Raw genomic sequence first — 20,313 nt, forward strand, 5'->3', positions numbered from 1 at the left:
TTGTGAACATGATCGCATTGAGGTGTTTTTTATATTTATAAGTTATTGTTTTATATATTCTATGCTTTTATTTATGTTTTTTGATCTATTTAATTTGATCTTAATCACTAACGCGAAAGAAGTTTGCGCTCCGTCATATTTTTTTTGTTGTAAATTAAGTTTTTGTTTTATGTTTTTTTTGAACGGTTTAGTATTTATTCATGGATGCACAGTGTGTATGCAGGAAAAAATATAAGGTAATTACGATTTTTAAATTTTCCTTTTCTTATTTAAAAATTGTGTGAATTAGGAGATTTATTTACTGCTTTCGGCGGCCAACTTAAAGCGAGTAAATAATGAACACAGCTATATCCATTTTTTAGGAGCTTTATTCCATGGAAAACAAATTTTTTAAAACAACGTTACTCGGTGCTGCAGTTGCTTTAGCATCTTCAGGTGTAACAGCGAAAGAAGTAGGTATTAACTCAGACTTTAATGTTGAAGTGTACGGTGTTGCTGCGATCTCAATGGTTAACTACAATACTACCGACAATGATAATGACAGTTCTGGTTATGCTGTAGAGAATGAATCTCGAATTGGTTTCCGTGCTCATAAAGAGATGTTCGAAAACGTATTAATTACAATGCAAATTGAGTCTGGTTATGTTGATAGTACAGACTGGGGTCATGGCGGCGTTTCTGGTGGTGTGCTAGGTTTCCGTGATACGTTTGTTGGTGCATCTGGTGATTGGGGTAACGTGCGCGTAGGTCGTGTTCTTACTCCACTATATGAACTAGTTGACTGGCCGTTTTCTAACCCAGGTTTAGGCTCTGTATTCGATTGGGGTGGTATTGCTGGTCATTACGATCGTCAATCAAACCAAGTGCGTTATGATTCACCTAAATTTGGTGGTTTCTCATTTGCAACTTCTGTTGGTCGTGACGATAACGCTAATGGTGGTGGCGCAGCTACACGTGATTCATCATTTGTGAGTGCAAACGCAAAATACAGTTTTGAAAAAGTAACATTCATGGGAGCTGTTGAAACTGGCTCTGATTTTAATGGTGTTGCTAGTCAAGATAACCAAGCTTATCTAGTGGGTTTAGAGGCTTCATTACCTGCTGGTTTCGGTTTTGCAGCAGCATATAAAATGGAATCATTAGATAACCAAGCTAATAAAGCTGGTGTTGCTCAAATGGGTACGGATGTTGAGCAAGGCTCTTACTCTATCATTGGTCAATACTGGAACGGTCCAATTGGTTTCAAACTGGGTTACGCTGCTAACTTAGAGTCAGAAACGAACGGTAAGACTGATAAAGATTCTGATAGCAACACAATTTCAGGTCAGTTGATGGCTGTTCATAACGGTTTCGTACCTTACCTACGTGTAGCTGGACGTACTGTTGGTGATGCTGATACAGATATCGTAACACGCGTTGGTTTAGAGTACGGCTTCTAAGAAAGTTGTTACTTAGCTAACTTTTAAAAGCGCTGGCAATTTTTTGTCGGCGTTTTTTACTTTAAGAGCATTTAAAATTTAAGGTGTATTAGGATGTATAAAAGAATTTTAGGACTAAGCGTAATATTACTTAGTGGGTGCTCCACATTATCAAGTGATGATGATTTTAGTGATGCAGTAAATGAGGTAACAAAAAAATCAACGTATGTATCTATAGAAGCGAAAAGCATTAACCCAATCGAAAATGAAGGTGTTGGGGCGAATGCGATGAGGAATACCTCTCAGTTAACGGCCAATTATGCGACAACGCCAAAAGCTGCGCCTACTTCTTATTTAGCGGTAGAGCTTAGTTATTTTAAATCAAGCTACGTATACGATTCTGTTTCATTAAATGGCACCGAAAAGAAAATGACAGCCTATTCGCCATCAACAGAATCATGTAGTGAGCATTGTACTGCTACTCAATATTTTACATTTCCTATTGATAATGAAGACATCGTATTATCTGCTAAGAGTGGGTTAACTTATGTAGTTAAAACTAAAAATGATCTTTCGAAATTGTCTTTCACGATCCCTGCGGGTTATTTTCAAGCCGTGCTGGATGAAAAAGCACTTCAATTACAGAATACACAGATGGTTGTTACACAACAGCCAGCGGCAGAAATAAAAGAAGTTGAAACAAAGCCTGTTGAAATGACCAAGTATTGGTTTGATGATGCTACAGCTGTAGAGAAAGAGGAATTCACTGAATGGGCGTTTGCAAATAGAAAAACGGTAACGACTTCATTGGAAGGTAATTCAAAATCGGCAGAGATGCTGAGCTATTGGTATGAGAAAGCATCAGCTGAAGATAAAGCTCAAATTTTGACTTGGTTATTAAATAAATAGCGTTTAGAGATTTATTAATTCTCGTAAAATACCAAGTGCGACTTAGTTCGCACTTTTTTTTAAATTAAAGTGAATATTTATAATTTTAACTAAATCTGGTGTGATCTAACCCTTTGTTTTTGGCGTGTTTAGGTATGATTTTTGAGATTTCGATCTCTTTTGTTTTATTTTTAATCGTGGTTGTTTTTTTTGGCATTTAATTAAGTTATTGATTTTATTTTAATATGTTTTTTTATAAGTAATCCAGTTTGAACCTCGTCACTCAAAAAACATAACTATATTTTCTTTGTGAAAAAACATTGTCATAGTCTGCTTCAGACAACAAATCTAGTGCATGGTTCATTTCGGCGACCAACTTAAATATCTATGCATTACTTAATTAGTTAAATGAAGGAATTATGACTATGTTTAAGAAAACCCTTTTAGGTGCTGCTATTGCATTGGTTGCGAGCGGTGTAACTGCAAAAGAAGTGGGTATTAACTCCGACTTTAATGTTGAAGTATATGGTGTTGCTGCAATTTCATTGGTTAACTACAATACAACTGATAATAATGATGCAAGTTCTGGTTATGCTGTAGAGAATGAATCTCGAATTGGTTTCCGTGCTCATAAAGAGATGTTCGAAAACGTATTAATTACAATGCAAATTGAGTCTGGTTATGTTGATAGTACAGACTGGGGTCATGGCGGCGTTTCTGGTGGTGTGCTAGGTTTCCGTGATACGTTTGTTGGTGCATCTGGTGATTGGGGTAACGTGCGCGTAGGTCGTGTTCTTACTCCACTATATGAACTAGTTGACTGGCCGTTTTCTAACCCAGGTTTAGGCTCTGTATTCGATTGGGGTGGTATTGCTGGTCATTACGATCGTCAATCAAACCAAGTGCGTTATGATTCACCTAAATTTGGTGGTTTCTCATTTGCAACTTCTGTTGGTCGTGACGATAACGCTAATGGTGGTGGCGCAGCTACACGTGATTCATCATTTGTGAGTGCAAACGCAAAATACAGTTTTGAAAAAGTAACATTCATGGGAGCTGTTGAAACTGGCTCTGATTTTAATGGTGTTGCTAGTCAAGATAACCAAGCTTATCTAGTGGGTTTAGAGGCTTCATTACCTGCTGGTTTCGGTTTTGCAGCAGCATATAAAATGGAATCATTAGATAACCAAGCTAATAAAGCTGGTGTTGCTCAAATGGGTACGGATGTTGAGCAAGGCTCTTACTCTATCATTGGTCAATACTGGAACGGTCCAATTGGTTTCAAACTGGGTTACGCTGCTAACTTAGAGTCAGAAACGAACGGTAAGACTGATAAAGATTCTGATAGCAACACAATTTCAGGTCAGTTGATGGCTGTTCATAACGGTTTCGTACCTTACCTACGTGTAGCTGGACGTACTGTTGGTGATGCTGATACAGATATCGTAACACGCGTTGGTTTAGAGTACGGCTTCTAAGAAAGTTGTTACTTAGCTAACTTTTAAAAGCGCTGGCAATTTTTTGTCGGCGTTTTTTACTTTAAGAGCATTTAAAATTTAAGGTGTATTAGGATGTATAAAAGAATTTTAGGACTAAGCGTAATATTACTTAGTGGGTGCTCCACATTATCAAGTGATGATGATTTTAGTGATGCAGTAAATGAGGTAACAAAAAAATCAACGTATGTATCTATAGAAGCGAAAAGCATTAACCCAATCGAAAATGAAGGTGTTGGGGCGAATGCGATGAGGAATACCTCTCAGTTAACGGCCAATTATGCGACAACGCCAAAAGCTGCGCCTACTTCTTATTTAGCGGTAGAGCTTAGTTATTTTAAATCAAGCTACGTATACGATTCTGTTTCATTAAATGGCACCGAAAAGAAAATGACAGCCTATTCGCCATCAACAGAATCATGTAGTGAGCATTGTACTGCTACTCAATATTTTACATTTCCTATTGATAATGAAGACATCGTATTATCTGCTAAGAGTGGGTTAACTTATGTAGTTAAAACTCAAAATGATCTTTCGAAATTGTCTTTCACGATCCCTGCGGGTTATTTTCAAGCCGTGCTGGATGAAAAAGCACTTCAATTACAGAATACACAGATGGTTGTTACACAACAGCCAGCGGCAGAAATAAAAGAAGTTGAAACAAAACCAGTTGAAATGACCAAGTATTGGCTTGATGAGGCTTCTCCTGTAGAGCAAGAACAATTCACTGAGTGGGCTTTTGCTAACCGTAAAACGGTAAACAGTAAATTAACTACCTCGTCTAAATCATTAGAAATGTTGAGCTATTGGTATGAGAAAGCGTCTTCTGAAGATAAAGCACAGATCTTGACTTGGCTATTGAATAAATAATTTTTGAATTTTAAAAGTGGTTAAGTGAGTTACTTAACCACTTTTTCTATTTTTTAAATTAGGGACTCTCTCTCTTTCCCATTGTAGATTTACCTTATAGTGCTAAAATAGCGCACAAATTATGTGGTGCTGACAGATTCAGCTCAACCTCTTCAAAAAGGTAATAACAATGACGGTTAAGACTCGTTTTGCTCCAAGCCCAACAGGCTACCTTCACGTTGGTGGTGCACGTACTGCACTTTACTCATGGCTTTTTGCTAAAAACCAAGGTGGCGAATTTGTTCTACGTATCGAAGATACGGATCTAGAACGTAACTCTCAAGAAGCGGTAGATGCTATTATTGAAGGTATGCACTGGATGGGTATGGAATGGGATGAAGGTCCTTATTACCAATCTAAGCGTTTTGACCGTTATAATGAAGTAGTTGATCAACTACTTGCAGAAGACAAAGCTTACAAATGTTATGCATCAAAAGAATTGTTAGATGAAATTCGTGCAGAACAAGAAGAAAATAAAGAGATGGCTCGCTACGATGCAAACCACCCAAAAATTGTTGCCGCGAATGCAGCTGCAAAAGAAGGGGATGCGTGTGTAATTCGCTTCCGTAACCCTAAAGAAGGTTCGGTAGTATTTGATGACCAGATCCGTGGTCGTATCGAAATCTCAAACAGTCAATTAGATGATTTGATCATCCGCCGTACTGATGGCGCACCTACGTACAACTTCGTAGTGGTTGTTGATGATTGGGATATGGGTATTACTCAAGTTATCCGTGGTGAAGATCATATCAACAACACACCTCGTCAAATCAACATCTACGAAGCATTGGGCGCACCAGTACCAATGTTTGCTCACTGTGCAATGATTCTAGGTGATGATGGTGCAAAACTGTCTAAGCGTCATGGTGCAGTTTCTGTAATGCAGTATCGTGATGAAGGTTATCTACCAAACGCATTAAATAACTATTTAGTACGTTTAGGTTGGTCTCATGGTGATCAAGAGATCTTCTCTCAAGAAGAAATGATTAACCTATTTAGCTTAAATGCAGTAAGTAAGTCAGCATCAGCATTCAACACTGATAAACTGTTATGGTTAAACAACCATTACATTAAAACGTCAGAGCCAGAGTATGTTGCTAAATATTTACAATGGCATTTAGATCAAAAAGAGATCTCTCTTGAAAATGGCCCTGCAATTACAGAAGTAATCACTTTAGTCGGTGAGCGTTGTAATACGCTGATTGAACTAGCTGAGCAATCTCGCTACTTCTACCAAGATTTTGAAGAGTTTGAAGCCGGTGCTGCTAAGAAACATCTACGTGGTGTTGCTAAAGGCCCGTTAGAACTTGCTCTTGCTAAAGTTGAAGCTCTAGAAGAGTGGACAACTGAAAACCTTCATAATGTGATTGAAGAAGTATGTGCTGAGCTAGAAATTGGTATGGGTAAAATTGGTATGCCATTACGTGTTGCTGTTACTGGCGGTGGTCAATCTCCATCGGTTGACGCAGTAATGCAAATGATTGGTAACGAGCGTGTCGTTGCCCGTATCAAGATGGCACTAGCATTTATTGTAGATCGTGAAGCTAACGCTCAATAATACTGAGTATAGAATTTAGTTTTAAGTATATTATTGAAATGTAATAAAAAAGCCGTTGAAAGGTTTACTATTCAGCGGCTTTTTTTATTGATTAAACATCTATTTAATTGTGCCTTTTACCACTTTACAAAGCGTTGCATACGTCATAACGATGCTACCATCAGTTTGTTCACAGGACACTTTCGGTCCGATTTCAGTAGAGCCTTCTAAAGCAAACGAATTAAAAGAAAAAAGAGCAACTAAAATTGTTAACCATGCATATTTCATTTTTATGATCCTCAATAAACGTTCTATTGATTAATCCATTGTAATTATTAGTTGTCGCATATCCATTGCTTATTTAAATATAGACATTGTTTTGATCTTGTAAATGAGAATCGGTTAATTACATTTTATTACATCACTAATGAGGTTTAAATTATAGGATCAACTAAAGCATCTACAATACAGTTTTTACCGTTTTGCTTAGCTTGATAAAGCCCTTCATCTAATATGAAATATATCTGTTCTACATCTTTCATTTCTCGCTCAAGATATACCCAAGAAAAACTCGCGGTAATAGATAGAGTTTTTCTATCTAGAGTGGTGAAACTACTTTGTTCTAAATTTACTCGAGCAGATTCAATCATCTTCAAGCATGTATCTTTAGTTTCATTCGAAATTAAAATCAAAAACTCCTCTCCGCCAATACGGCCTATTTGATGAGGTGATGGTATTGCCTTTTCTAAAATGGAATAGAGGTGTTTAAGTCCTAAGTCCCCATTTGGGTGGCCGTGTAGGTCATTTAATTTTTTAAAGTTATCAATATCTAACATAACTAATGCTGCTTGAGTATGAAAGTTCGTTAAGTTTTTATTTATGATTTCAAATATAGAATGTCGATTATTTGCATTAGTTAATACGTCTTTATGCGCCAAAGTGTTAAGGCGTTTCCTTGAGCGTAAGATAAAATATATCGTAATAGTTAGAAGGGCAATGATGATTTGAAACAGTAAGCGATATTTCCTTTCTATGTTTATTTCAAGTTGCTTCTGATGAACAACCTTTAAATTATTGAATTGTTGCTCTTCCTTCTCAATAAGAGATTGACGTAGCTGTAGCGCTGCATAAGCCTCTTGGTGATCCATTGAATGGATGTTATCTATAATTTCTTCGTATTGTTTTCGAGAAATTAATGCCAATTCAAAATTACCAATAAATTCATGTATTTGAGATTGAATTAAGTAAGATGCAGATAAGGCCTGTTTATTTTGTGATTTTTCAGACTTATCTATTGCGGTAGCGATGTAATTTAATGCTTTATTTACATTTTCATATTTTAAATAAACTTGGCTGAGAGCTTGATATATTTCGATGTTTAGAGCTGAATTTGAATTGAGATCGAGTTGTTTAAGGGCAAGTAAAAGGTATTCAATCCCTTCATCGTAGTAGCCTTGAGCATTAAGAATTGAGCCAAAGATAAGGTAGGCTCGACTTAGTGTTTTAGCATTATAACTGTCTTGTAGTTGCTCTATAGCTAATGTAGCTGAAGCTTTAGCTTGAGAGTAATTTGATGATTGTGAATAAATTTCGGCAAGTATAAGGTGCGATTGAGCAATTTTTTGCGGAATATTTCGCTCTATACGGATTTCTAATGCTTTAGTCGCATATTCTTTTGCTGAATTTATCTTACCCATCTTTAGAAGTAAGCTGCTTATATTATTGTAAGCAGTATCGTTAATTTCATAAGGCTTTGCCAAAGATAGGGCTTTTTCGCTAACAATTAATGCTGATTGATAATTTGTAACGCCTTGGTAGCTTAAAGCCAACAGGCGATATCCCCATTTTATGTCAATATAATGATTTGGTGTCTGTTCTAAATGTTTCAATGCTGATTGACAGTAAAATTCGGACAAATAATAGTTTCCTAGTGCTAAATTAGCTCGGCATTGGTTGAGTTGAATTAAGCTATTTAAATCCAAATTATTAAGTTCTTTGGCTTTATTCTGAGCTATTTTAATATAGTTCAGTGATTTTTCATATTGCCCCTTATCTTCTAAGTCCATTGATTTTAAGATCAAATGTTCAATATTTTCATAGAGTTTAGCGCTGTAGTTATTTGTTTTATGAGAATAAGTGTCACCTCTACGAGTCACAAAGCCATGAATTCGAGTTGCTGTATAGATTCGCTCAGCAGAAGGAGGTAGCGATGAATAGACGTCATTAAGCATCGATAAGGCTTTGTTTTGATCTTGTATTCGGTATTGATGGTATTGTTTTTTCCATGCTTCTTCAGACATAACTGAACCAGCAGATGAAGCAGAGCTTATCAGCAATAGTAAACTACTAATAATTAAACGAAACTGTCCTAGCATGATGACTCAATGAGAATGTTGTTCTAATTATATTGGAAAGAATATCTCAAGATGAAAGGTAAAACGAGGATAAGCCTCATAAAAAAAAGAGAAACTACCGTCAATGGTAATTTCTCTTAGATATTAATGATCTACGTCTATTTTTATTGAATGACAGTTTTATGCATTACATCACCAATTTGAACACTATTGATGAGTTGAGGCTGATCTATTACCAACTCAGCATTTTGTTCATATACTCGGTCAACAGTTAATGTAATATTGGTTTTGGCTACTTTATTACGTGGTAGACCATTTTGATCAATAAACGAGCCTGTATGCCAAAGATCTAATTTATCACCTTTGCTAACGCCATGAATACGACCAAGATCCATCGTGATTCGATTGTTATGAATACTGACTACTTGTGGGAGAGTAATTTTACAAGCAAATTGGTTTTCAAGGTCCAGCATCATATCGCGATTCACTCGAAGAACCATTTCGCCATAAGCTGAAGTCCAAAAACGTGCACTTTGGGTGTCAACTTCACTTGTTTTTGGAAAGTCCCATTGAGCCACTTCACGGTAATTATTGTTATAGACCGTTTGCCCTGTTTTGCCATCTAACACAGCAACCTCAATAGCAAATTGACGATTTATGGTGTCTTTCTTCAATAAGTTTTGCTCAATCGTTGCACTTAGGTCTGTAATGTGTCCTGAGAAAATATATTGAGCGCCATGATCTTCTGCAATCATTTTTGCAACTTCAGGCTGGCGTTTATCAATTCGGACATGAGATGTGCCAACAGAAATAAAGCTTTGTGACTCTTTATCTAATTGACGAGAAAAAACGGTGCTTAGATCTTCACCTAACTTATAAACTTTACCCATAACCGCTTGTTGTGGTGAGTCTACTGTTATCTCACTTGTCATTATGGTTTTTTTGTATTGACCAACATGGCAACTGTTTGCCGAAGGGTAAATATCAATACGTGCAGTAATGTATAACTTCCCATTTTTTTTCTTTTCTTTTACTACTTCAATACTGCGAATTTCACTTCCACTGAATTGATAGCGTTTTTCATCATTCTCAAAGAAGACTTTAAGATCATTTAAACGGCTAATGTCGGCCCCAGAAAAGAGCATTGCTTGATAAGCGGCATCTTCTAGTGCATGAGGTCTTGCCGCATTTTTACTGGTTAATACACTTGCTGAGCCAGTTACTTCAAACCACTCAGCGTTAGCTGGTAAGCTGTAACCTATTGTTAATATTGATGTAAGTAAAAAAAATATTCTTTTCATTGCTGCTATCTGCCAAGTGGGTATGAAATTTGCTAACTAATATTTGTTGATTGATAAAAGTACTTACAAATTGCGTTTCCTAAACTACTGCAATTTTTGTTCCTAGTTTAAATTTGACGCTTAAATGAAGCGAGTAAGTATATAAAAAACATTATCTGGAGATAATAGAATGAGAGTATTAGTTGTAATTTTGCTGTCAATGGTGGTGAGCGCATGCGCCTACTCCCCGATTTATAATGGTAAAGAACCTTATAATGGCAGCCCATTTATGTTGGCAGATACACCGCGACATACAATGGATTACTTTATTGAGAGTTTAACAGAGCAATTGGTAACATCGAATACGACACTGTCGGCACGATCTCCGATTGCCATTACTTCTTTTGTTGATTTACAGCAGATGGATCAAACCAACTGGCTAGGTAACTCAGTGACTGAAGGGTTTATGTTCCAGCTACAGCGTCGTGGTTTTAAGGTTATTGACTACAAAACAACGGGTAATATTCGTGTAACTCAGCAGGGTGATTTCGCTTTTAGCCGTGACTGGAAAGAATTAGTGCAAGAGCAGCAAGTTGATTACGTGTTAACAGGTACGATGCTTCGCCAAGATGGTGGTGTGCTAATTAATGCTCGTGTTATTGGAATGCAAACTAGAATCGTTGTTGCTTCGGCACAAGGTTTCCTTCCTGCGGATCGAATTGGCCGTGACTTAGATACCTTAAATACCATGCGTATGGAAGATGGTGTTCTTATTCGTTCTGATGTGAAGAAAGCAGAGCGTAATACCATAATCCTACGTCCATAGGAGAAGCAGATATGAAACATTGGTTTTTATTAGCTCTATTAGTATTAGTTGGTTGCCAACCAATCGGTGTCATGCGTGAAAGCGATCACTTGACCGCGGTCGGTTACGCTAGCATTAGTGAGCAAGCGGGTAAGAATATTGATGAAAAACGTATTCGAGCTATGCGAGCGTCAAAAGTTGATGCATATCGTGAATTAGCGGAACAAGTTTATGGGATGCGAATTAGTGGTAAAGTTGAAATGAATGATCAGCAACTGGGTGAAGAAACAACCAGTGCTGGTGTTGATGGTATTATCCGTGGTGCAGAAGTAATTCGAACTTATCCTGTGGGTGATAGTTATGTGACTGAATTAAAGTTAGATTTGAAAAAGATGGAGCGTATGAAAAATCAAGGTCAAGTTTATGACGTACCCTCAACGCAAAGAAAAACAACGTTATTTTAATTAACGAATAAACACTCTCATTCAACATATTTGCCCTTGGTACTTTTAGTGCTGAGGGCTTTTTTATTATTTGAGTTGTAGAAGATGGATGAGTATTCAAGAGGTATAATTTATTCAAAAGTGCTTAGTAAACAGCATTATTGAGTTTTTGAGTATGACGTTGATCATTTGTTGGGGTAATTTGTTCAGAATTTTGATAATTAAGAAGTTTTGGACAATGGTTATTGTTTTAGTCAGTTGGATTTATGTGTCTTTATCTATTGGTGTTTCGATTATTGCTCATAATCAGAGGCGTTCAGCACCTGTTTTTTTTATGATTTCTATAATGTTGACACCAATTGGTAGTTTTTTGATTTATTTCTTTCTAAGCAAGCCAGATGAAAAGGCTAGTGAAAATAAGGACTGATAGCGTATTTATAAAGCGGGTAGGTATGCCCAGAGTGTTTTTATATAGAAAAATAATTAAAGAGGAGATTTTGTCTCCAATAAATTTAAACTCTCAAGGTTAAGCTTTTATATTTGTGCCTAACGTCGTGATATTACGAGTTTGGCCTTCAGCAGTATATGTCATGCCATTTTTACCACGGCTTTGTTGCATAAGATTATTTAACTTATTAAAACTCAATTGTGCACGTTGAAGGGCTTCGCCATTAACCACGTTTTCTTCTTTACAATCATGGATGATAGATTTTATTTCAACCACTTTGTCATTTAATACGCTATCTTCAGAAAGAAGCTGCCTTTCCGCGTGACTACCTAGTAACTGATCATATTGACGTAACTGGTTCAATAGCCCTAATTTATCGTGGGCAATACTTTCCATTTCCGCTGGTTTTCTACTTGCAATAGCCACCTTCTCTCGACTAAGAACAGTCGAAAGTGATATTGCGACACTGCGTTGTAGGTCCAATAATTCAGTTAATGTTTGAGCCATATTGTCTCTATATTATAGGTATACAATGAGAAAAGTTACCAGCCTAGGTTATAGGCCGGCTAATTCATCTTCAAATTTAATCATGTTGTCTGCTAGACGCTCAGGATCAACTGAATAAGAGCCATTTGCAATAGCTGCTTTAATTGCAGCAACTTTATCTTCATTAAAAGAAGGTTCAGTTGCTAGTTGTTGGTGCATTTGGCCAATTTCTTTTCCTTGATTGCTCAAAGAGACGGCATCTGTTTTTGCAGACAATGCTGGTGCTGAACTTGTTGGTGATTTATCACCAGAATCAACACGAGCTTGATTGCGTACAGTTGTCATTGCTTGGCTAGCACGTAGTTGGTCAATATTTGTCATATTATTCAAGCCTTTTCGCCGGTTAATACATTCTTATAAACTATTTATCGGCTGTCAAAAAATTAACTTAAGCAAATAATGAATATTTTTGACGCTTTTTTCATTATTTTAAACTGTGGTAAAACTAAGCATAAATAATGCCACAAAAATCATATCGGCACTAAGTCCAAGAAGTTTAGGAAAAAATCTAATATTCTGTGTGACATTTAATTCCGCACTTAAAAGCGAATACTAATTTCCCCCACGGCAGTGACTATACCACTAACAATGCGTTTGGATTTGTCGTTTTCAACATTTACTTTATCGCCTAAAGCGCCATCACCCAGTGCCGTTCCCTTTGTTAGGATACTTAATTCGCCTTTTACTGCTTTAATTATAACACTGTCGTTGCGACACACCATGCAGATGTCGTTTTTTTCGACAACGTCACCAGCTCTTACACTGCGTTTAATTCTAGAACCGATAATATCATTTGGGTTAGCGTAGCCCCCTCGTCGATAAGTTCGAGTGTTTACTAGTGTTAATGCTAAATCGCTGCTTGATATTGAATGCCCTTTTGATAAAGGAGAGATTGCAGTAACTAATGGCATCATTAATTCTGTTTTTATAGGAACATATACTTTCCAATCATCAAGTTGGCATTCAACTAATACCGATGTATTACCACTTGTATTTAAGCGTCCAGGTAAAGAGGCACTGAGTGGTTTTGGGCAATCAGTTGCATAAATTCGGTTATCAATACGCGCAGCCTCTACATTGATTGTCCCATTTTTAGGAATTTCAATTTGTGTTTGAATAAAGGACTCTGCCGTTTGTTTGATTGCGTTTAGCTGTTCATCTGTGGCAGCATACGCAATAGAATTAAAGAAACTTATGAATACGCCGATAACGCTTATAAGTCGATAAAGAGTGATCTTGGAATCACGTTTTTTTATTATCATATTTTTATTATAAAATGCCATATAGTATGTCGTGTTCGTCATGGGTTTATGTTAGGCTCACGGTTCATTGATAATGGCACAAGATGGAGTCATATATGACAGGTATACTGGATTCGGTGAATCAGCGCACACAACTTGTTGGACAAAACCGTTTAGAACTACTTACTTTCCGTCTTATGGGACGTCAACGTTATGGTATTAACGTTTTTAAAGTAAAAGAAGTATTACAGTGTCCGAAGTTGACTTCAATGCCAAATTTAAATCCATTAGTAAAAGGAATTGCTCATATTCGAGGTCAAACGATCTCTGTGATTGATTTGAGCCTTGCTACGGGTGGACGTGCAACAACAGATATTGATAAGTGTTTTATTATTATTTCTGAGTTTAACCGTACGATTCAGGGGTTCCTTGTTAAGTCTGTTGAGCGTATTGTAAATATGCATTGGGAAGCTATTTTGCCGCCACCGCAAGGAACTGGCCGTGCAAACTATTTAACAGCAGTAACTAACATTGATGATGAATTGGTTGAAATTCTTGATGTAGAAAAGATTTTGGCTGAAATCGCGCCTATTGATGAAACAATTAATGAAACATTGGTTGAAGAGATGGCAGCGATCAGTCCTGAAGTCGTACGTAAAGTATTGATTGCAGATGATTCAAGTGTTGCTCGTAAGCAAGTTCAACGTGCCGTTCAGTCTATTGGCTTTGAAACTATCATGGTAAAAGATGGTAAAGAAGCGCTAGATAAGCTTGTTGATATGGCAAATGAAGGCAATATTTATGATCAAATTGGTTTGGTTATTTCTGATGTTGAAATGCCAGAGATGGATGGTTATACCTTAACCGCCGAAATTCGTCGTGAACCTGCACTGAAAGATCTACACGTAATATTGCATACTTCATTAAGTGGTGTATTTAACCAAGCAATGGTAGAACGTGTTGGTGCAAACCAATTTATTGCGAAGTTTAATCCAGATGAATTGGGTGCCGCAGTAAAAAGAGCGGTTGAAAAATAAAGCCTACCTGTTATTTTGTCACCTGTAATCTAAGGTGACATTCATTTTTTATTTGGAAATTTATTCGTTAATGACAACTATAACTATCAACGAACAAGAATATCGTGATTTTAGCCGATTTCTTGAGTCTCAATGTGGCATTGTTCTTGGTGACAGTAAGCAATATCTAGTGAGAAGCCGACTGAGTCCTTTAGTTGCTAAGTTTTCATTAGCTTCATTGTCTGATTTATTAAAACAAGTGATCTCGGGTCGTAATCGTGAATTGCGTGTTGCTGCGGTTGATGCAATGACAACCAATGAAACATTATGGTTTAGAGATGGTTACCCGTTCACTGTATTGTCTGAAAAGCTTCTTCCAGAGCTAGCGGCAAATCGTCGCCCATTAAAAATCTGGTCAGCGGCAAGTTCATCAGGTCAAGAACCTTACTCAATGGGGATGACCATTGCTGAGATCCAAGCGCGTAAGCCTGGTTTTCTTCCAAACATTAGTATTACAGCAACTGATATTTCACCATCAATGCTAGAAAACTGTAAAGCAGGTGTTTATGATAATCTTGCATTAAGTCGTGGTTTATCTCCAGAACGCCGTCGTGCATTTTTTGAAGACGCGGATGATGGAAAAATGAAAATTAACGATAAAATTAAACGTATGGTTAATTTCAGACCTCAAAACTTAATGGACAGCTACAGTTTATTAGGTAAATTTGACATCATCTTTTGCCGTAATGTACTTATTTATTTTTCACCAGACATGAAAGCGAAAGTGTTAAATCAGATGGCGGCAAGTCTTAACCCTGGTGGGTATTTATTGCTTGGTGCTTCTGAGTCATTAACAGGTTTGACGGATAAATTTGAAATGGTTCGCTGTAATCCAGGAATTATTTATAAACTTAAATAATCATATTTGAGTAAATTACCAACAAAAAGCGGCTTAGGTCGCTTTTTTTGTGCCTAAAAATCAGGTTCGGCATGTTAATTGCTTATATTTTTACTAGTAGTATCGTCAATCTGTTTGTTAAGTAACAAAGTTGGCATACAGGTTGCTATATAGAAATTATATATACTGCTAGTCAGTTCTTGTGGAGGGTTTGGAATGGCAATTTCTTTTGATAACGCATTAGGTATTCATCAGTACACGGTAGGAGTTCGCTCTGAACGTGCTGAAATGCTAGCGACAAACATCGCTCAAGCAAATACACCAGGCTATAAAGCAAAAGGAATGGATTTTCAAAAAGCAATGCAGTCGGCAACATCGAAGGCAAGCATGGGTCTCAGTCGTACCGATGGTCGGCACATTAATGCCTCAACACGAATGGCAGGGGAAATTCAATACCGTGTACCTACTCAACCAGATACGGGTGATGGGAATACGGTTGATGTAGATTTGGAACGTAATTTATTTATGCAAAACCAACTTCGTCATCAAGCATCATTGGAATTTTTAGGTAGCAAATTCAAAAACCTAACCAAAGCAATTAAAGGGGAATAGAGATGAGCTTATTTAATGTTTTTAACGTTACAGGGTCTGCAATGAGTGCAGAGTCAGTTCGTCTTAATACCACTTCAAGTAACATGGCAAATGCTGATAGTGTAAGTAGCTCTGCTGCTGAAACGTATAAAGCTCGTCAAGCTGTCTTTGGTGCGGAATTGAGTAAAGCAAAATACAAACAAGATCATACAGTTCCTGTAAAAGTACTTGGTATTGTAGAAAGCCAAAAACCATTGCGTGCAGAATATAACCCTGATCATCCTATGGCAAATGACGATGGCTATATTTTTAAGCCAAACGTTAATGTAATGGAAGAAATGGCAAACATGATTTCTGCTTCTCGTTCATACCAAACGAATGTGCAAGTTGCAGATGCAGGCAAACAAATGTTGCAGAGTACTCTGCGAATGGGTCAATAAGGATAGGAGGTAGCTATGACTGGAATCAATAACGTTGGTCAACAAGGCTTGTCCTACATCGACCAGCTTAAAAGTCTTCAAGAGGCGAACAAGCCTGAAAAGACAACTGGCGGTAAAAATGAACTGAAGCAAGAAGACTTCCTTGCATTATTAACCAAACAGTTGTCTCAACAAGACCCATCTAAGCCGGTTGAAAACGATCAAATGATTGCGCAAATGGCATCATTTGCAACCGTCGATGGTATCGGCAAGATGAATACACAGTTTGATAGCTTGAATTCATCTATGACATCTAACCAAGCATTACAAGCGTCTTCGCTTGTTGGCCGTGATGTTCTAGTACCTGGCGCTAAAGGCTTAAAAGAAGCAGATAAAAGTATGGCGGCAATGGTTAAATTGCCACAGTCAATTAATAACCTAATGGTTCGTGTTGAAAACGAGCAAGGTCAATTAATTCGTACTTTAAATGTGGGCGCTAAACCTGCTGGCGACACTCGTGTTGAGTGGGACGGCAAAGATGAAAAAGGCAATGCTATGCCTGCTGGTCGCTACAGTATTAAAGCGGCGGGCGTGCTTGATGGAGAAAACAAAGAATTTGGCGTATCAACATACGCTAACGTCAACAGTGTTCTTCTAGGCAAAGGCGATGGCAATGTTCTGCTTAATCTTGCTGGCTTTACCTCACCTATGAAACTAGCAGAAGTCTTAGAAGTAGGTAAGGCGTAAAAGGGCGAATATTCAGTGCAGCATGACGCTGCCTGAATCCCCTTATTTATATCGTAAAATTCATTAATAAATAGAGCTATGCCAATTCCTTTAACATTCCCAATGACTGTGATCGTTAATGGAATTGGAAAATTATCAGCGTAGCTAGATAGGAGATATCAAATGTCATACGTAGCATTAAGTGGTCTAGCCGCTGCTCAAAAAGATCTAAATACAACATCAAACAACTTGGCGAATGCCAATACGTTTGGTTTTAAAGAGTCTCGTGCCGAGTTTGGTGATGTTTATTCATCATCGTTGTTTTCAAATGCTAAAACCACAACAGGTGGTGGTGCACAAACAACAAAAGTTGCTCAACAGTTCCATGAAGGCTCAAGTGTTTATACTAATAACCCAATGGACTTACGTATCTCGGGTCAAGGTTTTTTTGCGGTAGCGAAAGATCGCTTACAACCATCGACGAATGAGTTAAGCCGTAATGGTGCATTTCATTTAGATAATGAAAACTACATGACAACATCAAATGATGAGTTTTTATTAGGTTACGAAGTGGATCCTGAATCGGGTAATGTATCGTCTTATGAACCAAAAGCGATAAAGATCCCAGATCAGTTTGGTCAACCTAGACCAACTGAAAATGTTGAAATTGGTATGAATTTACCGGCAGGAGCTGAAGCAAAAGATCCAGCTCTCTTTGATATGAATGATCCTGATACCTACAATAAATCAACATCGGTAACGACGTATGATTCTCTTGGTCAGCCATATAAGATGACATCTTATTATGTAAAAGATGCAACGCAACCAAACCGTTGGAATGTATTCTATTCATCAACTGATGTTGATGGTGAGAAAGCCGTAAATATTAACGCTGGTGATGCAACGAATGCAGCAGGCCATCTTGGTCACTCTATTATCTTTAATAACGATGGTACAACTCAAAGTATCAATGCTGGTCAACCTGTTGCAACAACAACGTTAGGTGAGAATGGTTTAAACTTAAATGGTGCAGATCCTTCTCAGACATTAACCATGAAGTTTGATAACCCAACACAGTTCTCGGCACCGTTTGAAATGCGTCGCTTCAGTGAAGATGGTGCAACAACAGGTTATATATCAAAAGTTGACATCGATAAGAGCGGTAACATTATCGGCTCTTACTCAAATGGTAAAGATGTTACTCTTGGTCGTGTAGCAATGGTTCGAGTAACTAACCAGCAAGGCCTTGCCCAAAATGGCGGTACGCAGTGGTCTACGACTCAAGCGTCAGGTTCAGCTATTTGGGGTGAAGCAAACCAAGGTTCATTTGGTGATATTCAAAGTGGTACGTTAGAGCAGTCAAACATCGACATGACTCAAGAGCTAGTTGATTTGATTTCTGCACAGCGTAACTTTCAAGCGAACTCTCGTTCATTGGATGTACATAACCAACTGCAACAAAATATCCTACAAATTCGTTAATCTAAACGAGAATGTATTTATAAAATTGCCGTCGATATTGACGGCAATTTTTTACCCAGATTATTTGCCCCTTACTATCCCTTCTTTTCCTCCTTATTTATTAATTTTCTATTTATTTGACGTAATAGTTAGTTAACCATTTGAAAGTAAAGCTTAATAAAAGTTGGCACACACATTGCTATTATAACTTCAGATAGATTATTGGAGTTCATTATGGATCGCGCATTATTTTTAGCCATGAGTGGCGCAAAGCAAAACATGCAAGCTATGCAGCTGCGTTCAAACAACCTTGCCAATGTAAGCACAACAGGTTTTCGTGCCGATTTAGAGCAAGCGCGTTCAATGCAAGCGTATGGTGAAGGTTTGCCGACTCGTGTATTTAATATGACAGAGCGTCCAGGAAGCAGTTTTTCTCAAGGTTCAGTGATCACTACAGGCCGTGATTTAGATTTAACCATTGAAGGCGATGGTTGGATTTCAGTTATGGACAATACGGGCCGTGAAGGGTTAACTCGTGCTGGTAACCTAAAAATTGATGAAACAGGTTTATTAATGAATGGCAGCGGTCACCTAGTGTTAGGCGAAAATGATGCACCAATTACTTTGCCACTTCCGATCTCAAAGATTCAAATTGCAAAGGACGGCACTATCTCTGTTCTTGAGCAAGGTGCGCCAGCTGAAGCGATGGCAGAAGTTGACCGCATTAAATTAGTAAAAACCGATAATCGCGATTTATTTAAAGACACGAATGGTTTGTTCCGTTCGAAAAATCCTAATAATGCATTCCAAGCGGATGCGGGTGTAACCGTACTTAAAGGTGCATTAGAAGGCAGTAACGTTAATGCCGTAGGTGAAATGACCAATTTAATTGATTTGCAGCGTCAGTTTGAAATGCAAGTCAAGATGATGAGTACCGCTGAAGAGATGGATAAAGCATCAGACTCATTATTACGTATGGGTTAATTGAATAATTAACTTTGATTAACTTAATACATTAAAAAATTTAGAGGAACACACAATGAATCCAGCATTATGGGTAAGTAAAACAGGTTTAGACGCACAGCAAACAAACATTGCAACTATCTCAAACAACTTGGCGAATGCCTCAACGGTTGGCTTTAAAAAAAGCCGTGCCGTATTTGAAGATCTGTTTTACCAAAACGTAAATCAAGCCGGTGCTCAATCAACTCAAAATACCGAGTTACCAACAGGCCTAATGCTTGGTTCTGGTTCTAAAGTTGTGGCAACACAAAAAGTATTTACTAACGGCAATGCACAAACCACGTCGAACGGCATGGATATGATGATCGAGGGTAAAGGCTTTTTCCAAGTAACCATGCCTGATGGCAACATTGGTTACTCTCGTAATGGTCAATTTACCTTAAATGATGAAGGCGCAATTGTAACGACAGGTGCAGGTTATCGTTTAGAGCCTGAAATCGTTGTACCAGAAGATGCGATCAACGTTACTGTGGGGACGGATGGTGAAGTATCTGTTCGTTTACGTGGTCAGCAAGATAACCAAGTGATTGGTCAAATTACAACGGTTGATTTTATTAACCCAGGTGGTCTAGAGCCAGTAGGGCAAAACCTTTACTTACCAACGGGCGCAAGTGGTGATCCGCAAGAAGGAACACCAGGCCTAGAAGGTTTAGGTGCCATTCGTCAATCTATGCTTGAAGCATCAAACGTAAACGTAACTGAAGAGTTAGTAAACATGATTGAAGCACAGCGTGTTTATGAAATGAACTCTAAAGTAATCTCTGCTGTTGATAAGATGGCAAGCTTTGTTAACCAACAACTGTAATTGGTGATT

General features: G+C 37.7%; 21 protein-coding genes. 15 read left to right on the forward strand and 6 right to left on the reverse strand.

Annotated features, from left to right (window positions below):
- Positions 1-374: 374 nt before the first annotated feature.
- The 5 genes from AC2IP4_RS03265 (at position 375) to gltX (ending at position 6,269) form a co-directional block, all read left to right on the forward strand.
- Complete coding sequence (locus tag AC2IP4_RS03265; protein ID WP_486310553.1) at positions 375-1,439, forward strand: porin; 1,065 nt, start codon at positions 375-377, stop codon at positions 1,437-1,439.
- A 93-nt stretch (positions 1,440-1,532) separates the two neighbouring features.
- On the forward strand, positions 1,533-2,327 hold the full coding sequence (locus AC2IP4_RS03270; protein ID WP_486310554.1) for a hypothetical protein: 795 nt from the start codon (positions 1,533-1,535) through the stop codon (positions 2,325-2,327).
- A 395-nt stretch (positions 2,328-2,722) separates the two neighbouring features.
- Positions 2,723-3,784: a porin gene (locus AC2IP4_RS03275; RefSeq protein WP_486310738.1), complete on the forward strand. Its 1,062-nt coding sequence runs from the start codon at positions 2,723-2,725 to the stop codon at positions 3,782-3,784.
- A 93-nt stretch (positions 3,785-3,877) separates the two neighbouring features.
- A complete protein-coding gene (locus AC2IP4_RS03280) occupies positions 3,878-4,672 on the forward strand; it encodes a hypothetical protein (RefSeq protein WP_486306688.1) in 795 nt (264 codons plus the stop codon).
- A gap of 169 nt (positions 4,673-4,841) precedes the next feature.
- Positions 4,842-6,269 (forward strand): glutamate--tRNA ligase, encoded by a 1,428-nt coding sequence (gene gltX / locus AC2IP4_RS03285; RefSeq protein WP_375321035.1) that lies wholly within the window; start codon positions 4,842-4,844, stop codon positions 6,267-6,269.
- A 99-nt stretch (positions 6,270-6,368) separates the two neighbouring features.
- Here gltX and AC2IP4_RS03290 read toward each other — a convergent pair whose 3' ends face one another.
- The 3 genes from AC2IP4_RS03290 to AC2IP4_RS03300 form a co-directional block, all read right to left on the reverse strand.
- Entirely contained in the window at positions 6,369-6,536 is a 168-nt protein-coding gene (locus AC2IP4_RS03290; protein ID WP_375321034.1) for a hypothetical protein, read from the reverse strand.
- Positions 6,537-6,682: 146 nt separating this feature from the next.
- Positions 6,683-8,623: a tetratricopeptide repeat-containing diguanylate cyclase gene (locus AC2IP4_RS03295; RefSeq protein ID WP_486310555.1), complete on the reverse strand. Its 1,941-nt coding sequence runs from the start codon at positions 8,621-8,623 to the stop codon at positions 6,683-6,685.
- Between the two features lie 143 nt (positions 8,624-8,766).
- The gene (locus AC2IP4_RS03300; RefSeq protein ID WP_375321032.1) at positions 8,767-9,903 is read right to left on the reverse strand and encodes a flagellar assembly protein FlgT; all 1,137 of its coding nucleotides are present in this window, start codon (positions 9,901-9,903) and stop codon (positions 8,767-8,769) included.
- 169 nt (positions 9,904-10,072) lie between these two features.
- Here AC2IP4_RS03300 and AC2IP4_RS03305 point away from each other — a divergent pair, with 169 nt between their 5' ends.
- Both AC2IP4_RS03305 and AC2IP4_RS03310 read left to right on the forward strand, forming a co-directional pair.
- Positions 10,073-10,708, forward strand: coding sequence for a FlgO family outer membrane protein (locus tag AC2IP4_RS03305; protein WP_105055248.1), 636 nt, complete (start codon positions 10,073-10,075; stop codon positions 10,706-10,708).
- Between the two features lie 11 nt (positions 10,709-10,719).
- Positions 10,720-11,151, forward strand: a complete 432-nt coding sequence (locus AC2IP4_RS03310) for an LPP20 family lipoprotein (RefSeq protein ID WP_105055247.1) — start codon at positions 10,720-10,722, stop codon at positions 11,149-11,151.
- Positions 11,152-11,656: 505 nt separating this feature from the next.
- On the opposite strand, the gene AC2IP4_RS03315 is transcribed toward AC2IP4_RS03310, so the two are convergent.
- The 3 genes from AC2IP4_RS03315 to flgA form a co-directional block, all read right to left on the reverse strand.
- Positions 11,657-12,085 (reverse strand): flagella synthesis protein FlgN, encoded by a 429-nt coding sequence (locus AC2IP4_RS03315; protein ID WP_105055246.1) that lies wholly within the window; start codon positions 12,083-12,085, stop codon positions 11,657-11,659.
- A 48-nt stretch (positions 12,086-12,133) separates the two neighbouring features.
- Entirely contained in the window at positions 12,134-12,445 is a 312-nt protein-coding gene (flgM, locus tag AC2IP4_RS03320) for a flagellar biosynthesis anti-sigma factor FlgM (protein WP_375321031.1), read from the reverse strand.
- A gap of 218 nt (positions 12,446-12,663) precedes the next feature.
- On the reverse strand, positions 12,664-13,386 hold the full coding sequence (flgA, locus tag AC2IP4_RS03325) for a flagellar basal body P-ring formation chaperone FlgA (RefSeq protein WP_486310556.1): 723 nt from the start codon (positions 13,384-13,386) through the stop codon (positions 12,664-12,666).
- Between the two features lie 95 nt (positions 13,387-13,481).
- Here flgA and AC2IP4_RS03330 point away from each other — a divergent pair, with 95 nt between their 5' ends.
- From AC2IP4_RS03330 to flgG, 8 genes are all read left to right on the forward strand, one after another.
- Positions 13,482-14,402: a chemotaxis protein CheV gene (locus tag AC2IP4_RS03330; protein WP_105055243.1), complete on the forward strand. Its 921-nt coding sequence runs from the start codon at positions 13,482-13,484 to the stop codon at positions 14,400-14,402.
- A 70-nt stretch (positions 14,403-14,472) separates the two neighbouring features.
- On the forward strand, positions 14,473-15,300 hold the full coding sequence (locus AC2IP4_RS03335) for a CheR family methyltransferase (RefSeq protein WP_375321029.1): 828 nt from the start codon (positions 14,473-14,475) through the stop codon (positions 15,298-15,300).
- A 195-nt stretch (positions 15,301-15,495) separates the two neighbouring features.
- Positions 15,496-15,891, forward strand: coding sequence for a flagellar basal body rod protein FlgB (flgB, locus tag AC2IP4_RS03340; protein WP_060991588.1), 396 nt, complete (start codon positions 15,496-15,498; stop codon positions 15,889-15,891).
- A gap of 2 nt (positions 15,892-15,893) precedes the next feature.
- Positions 15,894-16,310, forward strand: a complete 417-nt coding sequence (flgC, locus tag AC2IP4_RS03345; RefSeq protein ID WP_105055242.1) for a flagellar basal body rod protein FlgC — start codon at positions 15,894-15,896, stop codon at positions 16,308-16,310.
- 15 nt (positions 16,311-16,325) lie between these two features.
- Entirely contained in the window at positions 16,326-17,036 is a 711-nt protein-coding gene (gene flgD, locus AC2IP4_RS03350; protein WP_105055241.1) for a flagellar hook assembly protein FlgD, read from the forward strand.
- Between the two features lie 162 nt (positions 17,037-17,198).
- Positions 17,199-18,497 carry a flagellar hook protein FlgE gene (flgE, locus tag AC2IP4_RS03355; protein ID WP_105055240.1) on the forward strand — a complete coding sequence of 433 codons (1,299 nt, stop codon included), beginning with the start codon at positions 17,199-17,201 and terminating at the stop codon, positions 18,495-18,497.
- A 213-nt stretch (positions 18,498-18,710) separates the two neighbouring features.
- Positions 18,711-19,460 carry a flagellar basal body rod protein FlgF gene (locus tag AC2IP4_RS03360; RefSeq protein WP_151654696.1) on the forward strand — a complete coding sequence of 250 codons (750 nt, stop codon included), beginning with the start codon at positions 18,711-18,713 and terminating at the stop codon, positions 19,458-19,460.
- 55 nt (positions 19,461-19,515) lie between these two features.
- Positions 19,516-20,304, forward strand: coding sequence for a flagellar basal-body rod protein FlgG (flgG, locus tag AC2IP4_RS03365; RefSeq protein WP_065593826.1), 789 nt, complete (start codon positions 19,516-19,518; stop codon positions 20,302-20,304).
- Positions 20,305-20,313: the final 9 nt, after the last annotated feature.

Source organism: Aliivibrio thorii (assembly GCF_057368585.1).

What these genes read in the sequence shown, in the direction of transcription:
- AC2IP4_RS03265 (WP_486310553.1), top strand. Translation starts at nt 375, where the DNA reads ATGGAAAACAAATTTTTTAAAACAACGTTACTCGGTGCTGCAGTTGCT.
- AC2IP4_RS03270 (WP_486310554.1), top strand. Translation starts at nt 1,533, where the DNA reads ATGTATAAAAGAATTTTAGGACTAAGCGTAATATTACTTAGTGGGTGC.
- AC2IP4_RS03280 (WP_486306688.1), top strand. Translation starts at nt 3,878, where the DNA reads ATGTATAAAAGAATTTTAGGACTAAGCGTAATATTACTTAGTGGGTGC.
- gltX (WP_375321035.1), top strand. Translation starts at nt 4,842, where the DNA reads ATGACGGTTAAGACTCGTTTTGCTCCAAGCCCAACAGGCTACCTTCAC.
- AC2IP4_RS03290 (WP_375321034.1), bottom strand. Translation starts at nt 6,536, where the DNA reads ATGAAATATGCATGGTTAACAATTTTAGTTGCTCTTTTTTCTTTTAAT.
- AC2IP4_RS03295 (WP_486310555.1), bottom strand. Translation starts at nt 8,623, where the DNA reads ATGCTAGGACAGTTTCGTTTAATTATTAGTAGTTTACTATTGCTGATA.
- AC2IP4_RS03300 (WP_375321032.1), bottom strand. Translation starts at nt 9,903, where the DNA reads ATGAAAAGAATATTTTTTTTACTTACATCAATATTAACAATAGGTTAC.
- AC2IP4_RS03305 (WP_105055248.1), top strand. Translation starts at nt 10,073, where the DNA reads ATGAGAGTATTAGTTGTAATTTTGCTGTCAATGGTGGTGAGCGCATGC.
- AC2IP4_RS03310 (WP_105055247.1), top strand. Translation starts at nt 10,720, where the DNA reads ATGAAACATTGGTTTTTATTAGCTCTATTAGTATTAGTTGGTTGCCAA.
- AC2IP4_RS03315 (WP_105055246.1), bottom strand. Translation starts at nt 12,085, where the DNA reads ATGGCTCAAACATTAACTGAATTATTGGACCTACAACGCAGTGTCGCA.
- flgM (WP_375321031.1), bottom strand. Translation starts at nt 12,445, where the DNA reads ATGACAAATATTGACCAACTACGTGCTAGCCAAGCAATGACAACTGTA.
- flgA (WP_486310556.1), bottom strand. Translation starts at nt 13,386, where the DNA reads ATGATAATAAAAAAACGTGATTCCAAGATCACTCTTTATCGACTTATA.
- AC2IP4_RS03330 (WP_105055243.1), top strand. Translation starts at nt 13,482, where the DNA reads ATGACAGGTATACTGGATTCGGTGAATCAGCGCACACAACTTGTTGGA.
- AC2IP4_RS03335 (WP_375321029.1), top strand. Translation starts at nt 14,473, where the DNA reads ATGACAACTATAACTATCAACGAACAAGAATATCGTGATTTTAGCCGA.
- flgB (WP_060991588.1), top strand. Translation starts at nt 15,496, where the DNA reads ATGGCAATTTCTTTTGATAACGCATTAGGTATTCATCAGTACACGGTA.
- flgC (WP_105055242.1), top strand. Translation starts at nt 15,894, where the DNA reads ATGAGCTTATTTAATGTTTTTAACGTTACAGGGTCTGCAATGAGTGCA.
- flgD (WP_105055241.1), top strand. Translation starts at nt 16,326, where the DNA reads ATGACTGGAATCAATAACGTTGGTCAACAAGGCTTGTCCTACATCGAC.
- flgE (WP_105055240.1), top strand. Translation starts at nt 17,199, where the DNA reads ATGTCATACGTAGCATTAAGTGGTCTAGCCGCTGCTCAAAAAGATCTA.
- AC2IP4_RS03360 (WP_151654696.1), top strand. Translation starts at nt 18,711, where the DNA reads ATGGATCGCGCATTATTTTTAGCCATGAGTGGCGCAAAGCAAAACATG.
- flgG (WP_065593826.1), top strand. Translation starts at nt 19,516, where the DNA reads ATGAATCCAGCATTATGGGTAAGTAAAACAGGTTTAGACGCACAGCAA.